Source organism: uncultured Dokdonia sp. (genome assembly GCF_947492535.1).
GTDB lineage: Bacteria > Bacteroidota > Bacteroidia > Flavobacteriales > Flavobacteriaceae > Dokdonia.
In genome coordinates this window covers 64,792-73,260 of the sequence record NZ_CANLNH010000020.1, presented here as the reverse complement: position 1 = coordinate 73,260, position 8,469 = coordinate 64,792, and the positions used below count along the sequence as shown (strand labels likewise).

Annotated in this window: 5 protein-coding genes; 3 read left to right on the top strand and 2 right to left on the bottom strand. The window is 36.8% G+C overall.

Annotation, left to right across the window (positions count from 1 at the left end):
* Nucleotides 1-257 precede the first annotated feature (257 nt).
* The 3 genes from Q1A60_RS19740 to Q1A60_RS19730 all read left to right on the top strand — a co-directional run bounded on the left by Q1A60_RS19740 (nt 258) and on the right by Q1A60_RS19730 (nt 4,948).
* Nucleotides 258-701 (top strand): SRPBCC family protein, encoded by a 444-nt coding sequence (locus tag Q1A60_RS19740; RefSeq protein WP_299768738.1) that lies wholly within the window; start codon nt 258-260, stop codon nt 699-701.
* 107 nt (nt 702-808) lie between these two features.
* Nucleotides 809-3,652: a DNA polymerase I gene (gene polA, locus Q1A60_RS19735; protein ID WP_299768735.1), complete on the top strand. Its 2,844-nt coding sequence runs from the start codon at nt 809-811 to the stop codon at nt 3,650-3,652.
* Nucleotides 3,653-4,144: 492 nt separating this feature from the next.
* Nucleotides 4,145-4,948: a tellurium resistance protein TerC gene (locus tag Q1A60_RS19730; protein WP_299768732.1), complete on the top strand. Its 804-nt coding sequence runs from the start codon at nt 4,145-4,147 to the stop codon at nt 4,946-4,948.
* Nucleotides 4,949-5,119: 171 nt separating this feature from the next.
* Here the strand turns inward: Q1A60_RS19730 and Q1A60_RS19725 are convergent, their stop codons facing one another.
* Both Q1A60_RS19725 and Q1A60_RS19720 read right to left on the bottom strand, forming a co-directional pair.
* Entirely contained in the window at nt 5,120-5,596 is a 477-nt protein-coding gene (locus Q1A60_RS19725; protein ID WP_299768729.1) for a DUF5004 domain-containing protein, read from the bottom strand.
* A 72-nt stretch (nt 5,597-5,668) separates the two neighbouring features.
* Complete coding sequence (locus Q1A60_RS19720) at nt 5,669-8,374, bottom strand: DUF5916 domain-containing protein (protein WP_299768726.1); 2,706 nt, start codon at nt 8,372-8,374, stop codon at nt 5,669-5,671.
* Between the last annotated feature and the right edge of the window lie 95 nt (nt 8,375-8,469).

The window sequence follows — 8,469 nt, the reverse complement described above, 5'->3', positions numbered from 1 at the left end:
CGAAATCACACACGAGCGGTTTCTATTCATAATACATCTTGCTTGGCTTTCTTTATGCCCATAACTCAACAAAACAATATTTCATATACGAATTCCAAATCAATTGGGGTCGCGAGTATGCTACATATACTATGATACCGAAATCATACACGAGCGGTTTCTTGTACCTCAACCTAAATTCACAATATCGAGTTTCAACAATAAAAAAATAATCACTATTTTCAAATGGATATATAGCACACTTAAAACAAAATCTTATGAAATTTGGAGGAACTATTATTATCGACCAACCTTATGAAAAGGTAGCTGCATTATTTGCCGACACAAATAATCTAAAAGAATGGCAAGAAGGATTTCAAAAGAAAGAACTTATAAGTGGCACGGAAGCAGAAAATGGAGCCATCTCTAAGATCTATTTAGCACAAGGAAAAAGGAAGATGGAATTGGAAGAAACCATTATCAACAACCAACTCCCTCATTCTTTTGAAGCAGTATACCATCATATACATATGGACAATACATTAAAGACTTCTTTCATTCCCATAAATGACACTCAAACAGAGTACAAAACCGAAGGGGAATACACCAGAGTAAGTTGGGTCATGCCAAAACTCATGATGATCTTATTTCCCTCTATGTTCAAGAAACAAGCCTTTACATGGATGGAAAATTTCAAACGCTTTGCAGAGTCTCAAGAATAAAATAGAATAACTACTTATCAACACTCCTATAATTTCTGCCGTCATCTTCTTACATTTGAATTTCGCATAATTACGCTTTCGCGAAAGCGTATAAAAACTCCTTCCAAGTGACTAATACTGAAGAAAACACTCAGAAAAGACTTTTTTTACTCGATGCCTTTGCGCTCATATTTAGAGGTTATTACGCCCTTATTAAAAACCCTAGAATCACAAGTTCTGGAATGGATGTAAGTGCCATTATGGGATTTACAAATAGTCTTTTTGACGTAATTCGAAGAGAACGCCCTGACCATCTTGCTGTTGCTTTTGACAAAGGAGGAAGCAGTGCTCGTGTTGAAGCATTTGCTGAGTATAAAGCAAACCGTGACGAAACCCCTGAAGCTATAAAAATAGCCGTACCGCATATCAAAGAGATTTTAAAAGCTATGCATATACCTATTGTAGAACGTGAAGGTGTAGAAGCCGATGATCTTATAGGTACGCTATCTAAGCAAGCCGAAAAAGAAGGCTATAAAGTCTATATGGTTACACCAGATAAGGATTATGCACAGTTAGTTTCTGAAAATATCTTTATGTACAAGCCAGCCCGAATGGGGAATGGTATTGAAATCTGGGGGATTCCAGAAGTACAAAAACGTTTTGAAGTAGAACGCCCTGAGCAAGTCATTGACTACTTAGGAATGATGGGAGATGCCAGTGATAATATTCCTGGTCTTCCAGGGGTAGGTGATAAAACAGCAAAGAAATTTATCGCTGCTTACGGATCTATGGAAGGCTTACTTGCTAATACAGATCAGTTAAAAGGAAAGATGAAAGAAAAAGTAGAGGCAAATGCTGAGCTTGGCTTACTTTCAAAACAACTAGCAACCATTATGCTCGATTGTGATGTTACTTTTGACGCAAAAGACTATGAACTCTCAGAACCAGACGCTGCTGCCGTTGGTAAAAAGTTTGACGAACTAGAGTTCAGACGTATGAAAGATCAGTTTGTAAAAATATTTTCTGGAGAAGCACCACCACCTACCACAACAACAGCAACTAAAAAACAAGCTCCAAAACCAGCTGCTGGCGAAGGGCAATTTTCTTTATTTGGCGGAGATGGAGATGCCATTACAGGAAGCATGGAAGCTGCTTCTACACGAAAAACAATTAAAGACACCACGCATTTTTATCAAAGTGTTGATAGTCCGCTTTCGCGAAAGCTATTCCTGAATAACTTGATGCAACAACCGTCTGTATGCTTTGATACCGAAACAACAGGACTCGATCCACTCACTGCAGAACTGGTAGGGATTGCATTTTCTTGGGAAGTCGGAAAAGGATTCTATATTCCATTTCCAGAAGATCAGGAACAAACAAAAGAGCTCATTCAAGAATTCTTGCCATTTTTTGAAGCGGAAGGCATCGAAAAAATAGGACAGAATTTAAAATATGACCTTAAAGTACTCGCTAAATACGATGTTACTGTCAAAGGTAAATTATTTGACACCATGCTTGCCCATTACCTCATCAATCCGGATATGAGGCACAATATGGATGTACTTGCTGAAACGTATCTTAACTATACGCCTGTTTCTATTACAGAACTTATCGGAAAGAAAGGAAAGAATCAGCTTTCTATGCGTCAGGTGCCATTAGACCAACAAACAGAGTATGCCGTAGAAGATGCTGATATTACCTTGCAACTGAAAAAGCATTTTGAAAAAGAGTTAGACGAGGCAGGTACTCGCAAACTATTTGATGAGATTGAGATTCCGTTACTACGTGTTCTCGCTGCAATGGAATTAGAAGGAATTAACCTAAATGTCGATTTCCTTAACGGATTATCAGAAGAACTAGAAGCTGATATCACACGACTCACTTCTGAAATTTACGCCGAAGCTGGAGAAGAATTCAATATCGGATCTCCAAAACAATTAGGAGAAGTCCTATTTGATAAAATGAAGTTGGTAGACAAACCTAAAAAGACCAAAACCGGACAATATTCTACCGCTGAAGATGTGCTTTCATACCTTGCTAAAGATCATGAAATCATTCAGAAGATATTAGATTACAGAGGACTCGCAAAACTAAAATCTACCTATGTAGATGCCTTACCTACTCAAGTAGGAATAGATCACCGTGTGCATACTGATTATATGCAAACAGTAGCTGCGACAGGACGTTTGAGTTCTAATAATCCAAACTTGCAGAATATTCCAATTCGTACAGAACGTGGTCGCGAAGTGCGTAAAGCATTCATTCCTCGTAATGAAACTCATACCTTACTCGCTGCCGATTATTCTCAGATAGAATTACGTATTATCGCAGCCTTAAGTGAAGAAGAAACGATGATTCAAGCATTTCAAAATGGCGAAGATATTCATGCCTCAACAGCTGCCAAAGTATTTAATGTACCGCTAGACGAAGTCACTCGTGAGCAACGTAGTAATGCAAAGACCGTTAATTTCGGTATCATTTACGGCGTTTCTGCTTTTGGACTTAGTAATCAAACCGATCTTTCTCGTGCCGAAGCCAAAGAGCTCATCGATACGTATTACAAAACCTATCCAAAGCTACGGAATTACATGAGTGAGCAAGTTGATTATGCACGTGATCATGGCTATGTAAAAACAGTGCTAGACAGACGTCGTTATTTAAAAAATATCAACTCTGCCAATGCAATTGTACGAGGTGCTGCAGAACGTAATGCGGTAAATGCTCCGATACAAGGAAGTGCTGCCGACATCATCAAAATTGCGATGATCAACATCTATGAGAAATTAGAAAATAGCGATTACAAAACAAAGATGTTACTTCAAGTACATGATGAACTAGTGTTTGATGTTCCTAATGAAGAAGTAGACACTATGAAAACCCTTATCAAAACTGAAATGGAAAATGCCTTTAAAATGGCAGTTCCTTTAGACGTAGAGGTTGGGCTAGGTCATAACTGGTTGGAAGCACATTAAGGAAGTACGAAGTTGGAGGTGTGAACGACGAAGTGTTTTACAATTTCCCGTTGCTCATATATAAGGACATTCATCTTTTAAGAACATAGAATATAGACTTGATATAGGTGACTGAGTGATTTTAAATCGAAACATCGTGAAGATGTAAAATTGTATCGAAGTCACCGCTTTCGCGAAAAATCACACCTCCATAGCCTTGCTTCTTAGGAGGGAAAACTCTTCTCTAAGTACATTTGAAATACTAAAAAACTAAAGCATAAATACCTTCCTCCTAGGAAGGAGGGATTGAGGGAGGTGTAAAACACAAAATAGAGTAGTACTCTATTTCTCATATATGACCGAAAGAATACAATGTAATTGTGTAACTTTTACCATATATCAAGACTAGTAGAAATAGTGGCGCACATATTTTTAAATGATATACATCTGAATACGTACCCAATTATTTATATTTACACATCATCTTAACCATTTAAACCAACGAAATCTATTATGGAAGGTCTTTTTACACTAGACAGTTTATTCACCTTATTAATGCTCGTTCTTTTACAAGTTGTATTAGGATTTGACAACCTCTTATACATCTCATTAGAATCCAAAAAAGCACCTGCAGAGAAGCAGAGCTATGTACGTAGACTTGGTGTAGGAATGGCCATTGTATTACGTATTATACTGCTTTTTGTATTGATGTCACTCATCCAATACTTCCAAGAGCCCTTTGCAAGTCTTCATGATAATAACATTATAGAGTTTTCTTTTAATGTACATAGCGTCATCGTACTTGCTGGAGGAATCTTTATTATCTATACAGCCGTTAAAGAAATCTGGCATATGATGCTTATCAAAGAGCACGAAGAGACTGAAGAGAAACGTTCTTCTGTAGGAAAAATTATTTTCTGGATTGTAGTCATGAACCTCGTATTCTCTTTTGATTCTATATTAAGTGCCATGGCATTAACAAGCGGTATGGAATTTAAAGCACAAATGGCTTTAATGTCTGTAGCTATCATCGCTGGAGGAATACTGATGATTGTCATGGCAGATAAAGTATCTAACTTCCTTCAGAAAAACAGAATGTATGAAGTACTCGGACTTTTCATTCTTCTTATCGTAGGGATTATGCTACTATCTGAGGGAGGACATCTGGCACATTTATCATTCTTTGGAAATCAGATCACACCTATGAGTAAAACAACCTTCTACTTTGTTATTATTGTATTAGTACTGATAGATATTGTACAAGGGAGATACCAGAAAAACTTATTAAAAGCTAAAGAAGAAGGAGATAGTCATTAATCTTTTATACGCTTTCGCGAAATCGAGCTAGCGAGATCTGCCTGCCGGCAGGCAGGTTCATGACCAAAGGGAAAGTGAAACGTTAAAGCGTATATTAACTACACAGTTCACAAAAAGAAATGCCATTTTATTTTTAATAAAATGGCATTTCTTTTTGTATTTAAAATATTTTTATTGTCTTTGGAATACAAATGTTGTTTCACCAAAAAGAGGATCTGGAAAGCTAAAAGAAAAAGTATCTCCAGAAAAATTAATTGTTTGTGTTTCTGTTTCGCCTTCACTGACTGTTGTAAGATCATTACCATTTAATTCCCATGTTCCTGAATTTAAGACAGGATCTATACATGTAATAACTGCCTCTTCATTAACAATATCTATATCAAAATCTATCTCATCAGTACTAGAGCTAAAGTTTCCATTTGACATAAATGTTATTGACGCATCAAAACAAGGTACTTGTGCAAGTACATCAGTAGATTCAGTACCATCAAAATTGATATCTTGAGGTTGATCTAATGTATATGCTACTAGATCCCAACCACCTACAAGATTTTCTTCTCCTCCACTATTTGAAGAATCATCATCGCTAGAACATGAAACTGTAAACGCTAAAAGAGTAATCGATAAAAATTTAAAAAAGTTTTTCATTTGTATTGTTTAGTTAATTTGAAGAAGCAAAAAACGGGAATTCTTATTTAACAGCAATTATTTTTAACATTATTACAACACGAATCGGTATGTCCATTTTACTAAGAATGTATTTCTGATTTGCTGCCCTAAAATTTGCTGATCTGCCGCATCAAAAAGACTTGCCTCAGAAGGACTATTCCCTTCAATGCCTTGTGACCAAACTAAAAATAATTCTGATCCTGGAATATATTCCCAACGCATCACTAAGTTGGATCTAAACTGCACAAAATTAAAATCTGGATTTCTAAAAGAATAATCAGCCGTTCCATCTTCATCTTCATCGACAACATACGATCCATCTTGAAAATCAATTTGATTATCTGTAAACAATGTCACACGATCACTTAATCGTTCTGCTTCACTATTGGTTGCATAATTAAAATTAGTATAGGTTCCTTTTGCTATAAAAGGCTGTGCATAATACTGTATCGTGAGATTAGGATTGATATTATAATTTACACGTAGCGTTGTACTTAAAGTTTCCTGATCTATTTCTCCTGTAATATAACGTGTCCCAAATTGTGCCGGAGCATATGCTTGCTGAGATACATACTGTGTCTTATTAGGATTCATCTCGTATTCTGTTTCCAGATTAAGACTTAACGCATCTAATGGTTGCCAATTAAAACGAACCACATAGCGTTTAAATTGAAAGTTATTTTCGCTAGCTTGAGAATAGACATGCCCTAATACTGCTGAAAACTTTTTACGCTGGTCTGTTCCTCCAAAAAGGAACATAAAATTTTCATCAGAAAAACGCCAACGCGGTCCACCTCTCAAGAAGGTATTGATAAAAATACGGGGCTTATGTCCAAATCCAGCTTCCGTAAACCAATTATTTTTCCAATTGATATTTCCTTGAATCTCATATTGTATACGATTATAATTTCCATCAAAATCAAACGTAGTGAACTGATTGAAATTAACCTGAGCACGACGATACCAGCTTGTCGGTTTTAAAAATAAATAGCGTAACCAAGCACTCTGACGTATCTCATCTGCTTGACGTAAAAATCCAATATCATTTAATTCTAATTCTGGTGACCTCCAGGCAAAACTATTTCCATAACGCCAATTACCACCTCCATCTTTTCCAATCGCTACACGACCTCCAGTTCCTGTAAGTGATGTTCTTGTTGGATCTACTTCTACATGTCCCGCATCTACCCTATTAAATAAATGACGTATAGATCTCTGGGTATTTTCAATAGCTTGTTCAGATCCCGTTACATTACTAAATAAAAATTTACCATCTATAAAGTAATTACGATTCTGCCAAGTATGCTGTGCATCTATACCTCCCGTAAGTGCTTTATCATGAAGGAAAGGCAGATTTTGATCTAAGGTTCTATCTGTATAGGTAACAAGACCTCCTACAAAAGAGTTACGATTATTAAGATCTTTCTGTACACGCACTACACTATAACTGGTTAGTGGTTCTACAAGTTCTTTACGATTTTCACCTAAATTCCCTTCTTGCTCTAAAATATCTCTCACCTCTTGTCGATCATCTAGTTCTATTTCTGCAAACTCATTGGCGGTAATACTTTGCAATGCACCAATGGACCACCCATCTTTTGTTTTACCACTAAATTTTGCAGCACCCAGAATGGTAGAGTTAATAGGGAAGTCTTCAAATTCCCCTCGACTCCCATTTGCAGTAGAAAACCCTTGCGGACTTCGTCCTATACGCCTAGAAAAAAACAAATTGTCTTGACTCCCATTCAATCCTAGTTGAAAAATATTTGCATTCTCTACAAAAAACGGCCTACGCTCTTGAAAGAAAATTTCAAACCCATCCAGTGCGATCGCTCCTGGATCTGCATCTACTTGTCCAAAATCGGGATTTACGGTAAGATCTAAAGTAAGATCATTAGTAATTCCAATCTTTGCATCTATCCCACCATTGAGTCTAAAATCATCTCCATCTCTAAAAGGGTTTCCTGCTTGCGCTTCAAATGTATCATATTGGCCCACAACAAAAGGCTGGATTTCTAATTGTTTTTGAGGCTCTATATTTTTAAGACCCCGTAATTCTCCAAAATTACTCACCCATCCATTTGCATCTTGAGGCACACGTTGCCATACATCGCGCTCTTGATTTCTAAAATACAGCCTATTAATCTGTAAGCCCCAAACTTGTTCTTCAGCCTTTCCAAACTTAAGCTGACTTAAAGGAATTTTAGCTTCGGCGGTCCATCCTTCTTCATCTATATGACTTGCAGCATACCAAATAGGATTCCAGCTATCGTCAAAATTTCCATTATTTGAAATAAATTCATCTCCTTTTACTCCTGAAGCCGAAATCGTAAAAGAAAACCCAGAACGGTCATCATTATAACTATCTATATTAATCTCTACCCAATCGCCCGGAAAATCATCACGACGTCCCATACGGCGTTCTATTTTATCGGGTTCTGTATCATACGCTCTCCAAGCTACATATAGATATTTCTGATCGTAGGTAATTTTGAATTTTGTTTCTTGCGCTGGTGCTGTATTTTCATCAGGTTCATTTTCGACAAAATCGCCTGCCCATTCTACCGCATTCCATGCATCTTCATTTATAATTCCATCTATCGTAGGTGCTTCTCCCGTATACGCATTTGTAGTATAGGTGCGCTTTGGAACTACGGTGGTAGTTTTTGTAGAATCTGTTTGTGAGTACGCTTTCGCGAAAGCGGAAACAGATAAAATTAAAAATAGAATAACTGCTCGTTGATTGATTGATTGCATGAATTGATGATTAGTTGATGCCCTAATAGACTTACAAATTATAAGGGATGTGACAGTCTTCCATATTTTTTATGAATATATTAACGTTTATTCTC

Coding starts and splice junctions, on each gene's coding strand:
- Q1A60_RS19725 (WP_299768729.1), bottom strand. CDS start 5,596: ATGAAAAACTTTTTTAAATTTTTATCGATTACTCTTTTAGCGTTTACA.
- Q1A60_RS19730 (WP_299768732.1), top strand. CDS start 4,145: ATGGAAGGTCTTTTTACACTAGACAGTTTATTCACCTTATTAATGCTC.
- Q1A60_RS19740 (WP_299768738.1), top strand. CDS start 258: ATGAAATTTGGAGGAACTATTATTATCGACCAACCTTATGAAAAGGTA.
- Q1A60_RS19720 (WP_299768726.1), bottom strand. CDS start 8,374: ATGCAATCAATCAATCAACGAGCAGTTATTCTATTTTTAATTTTATCT.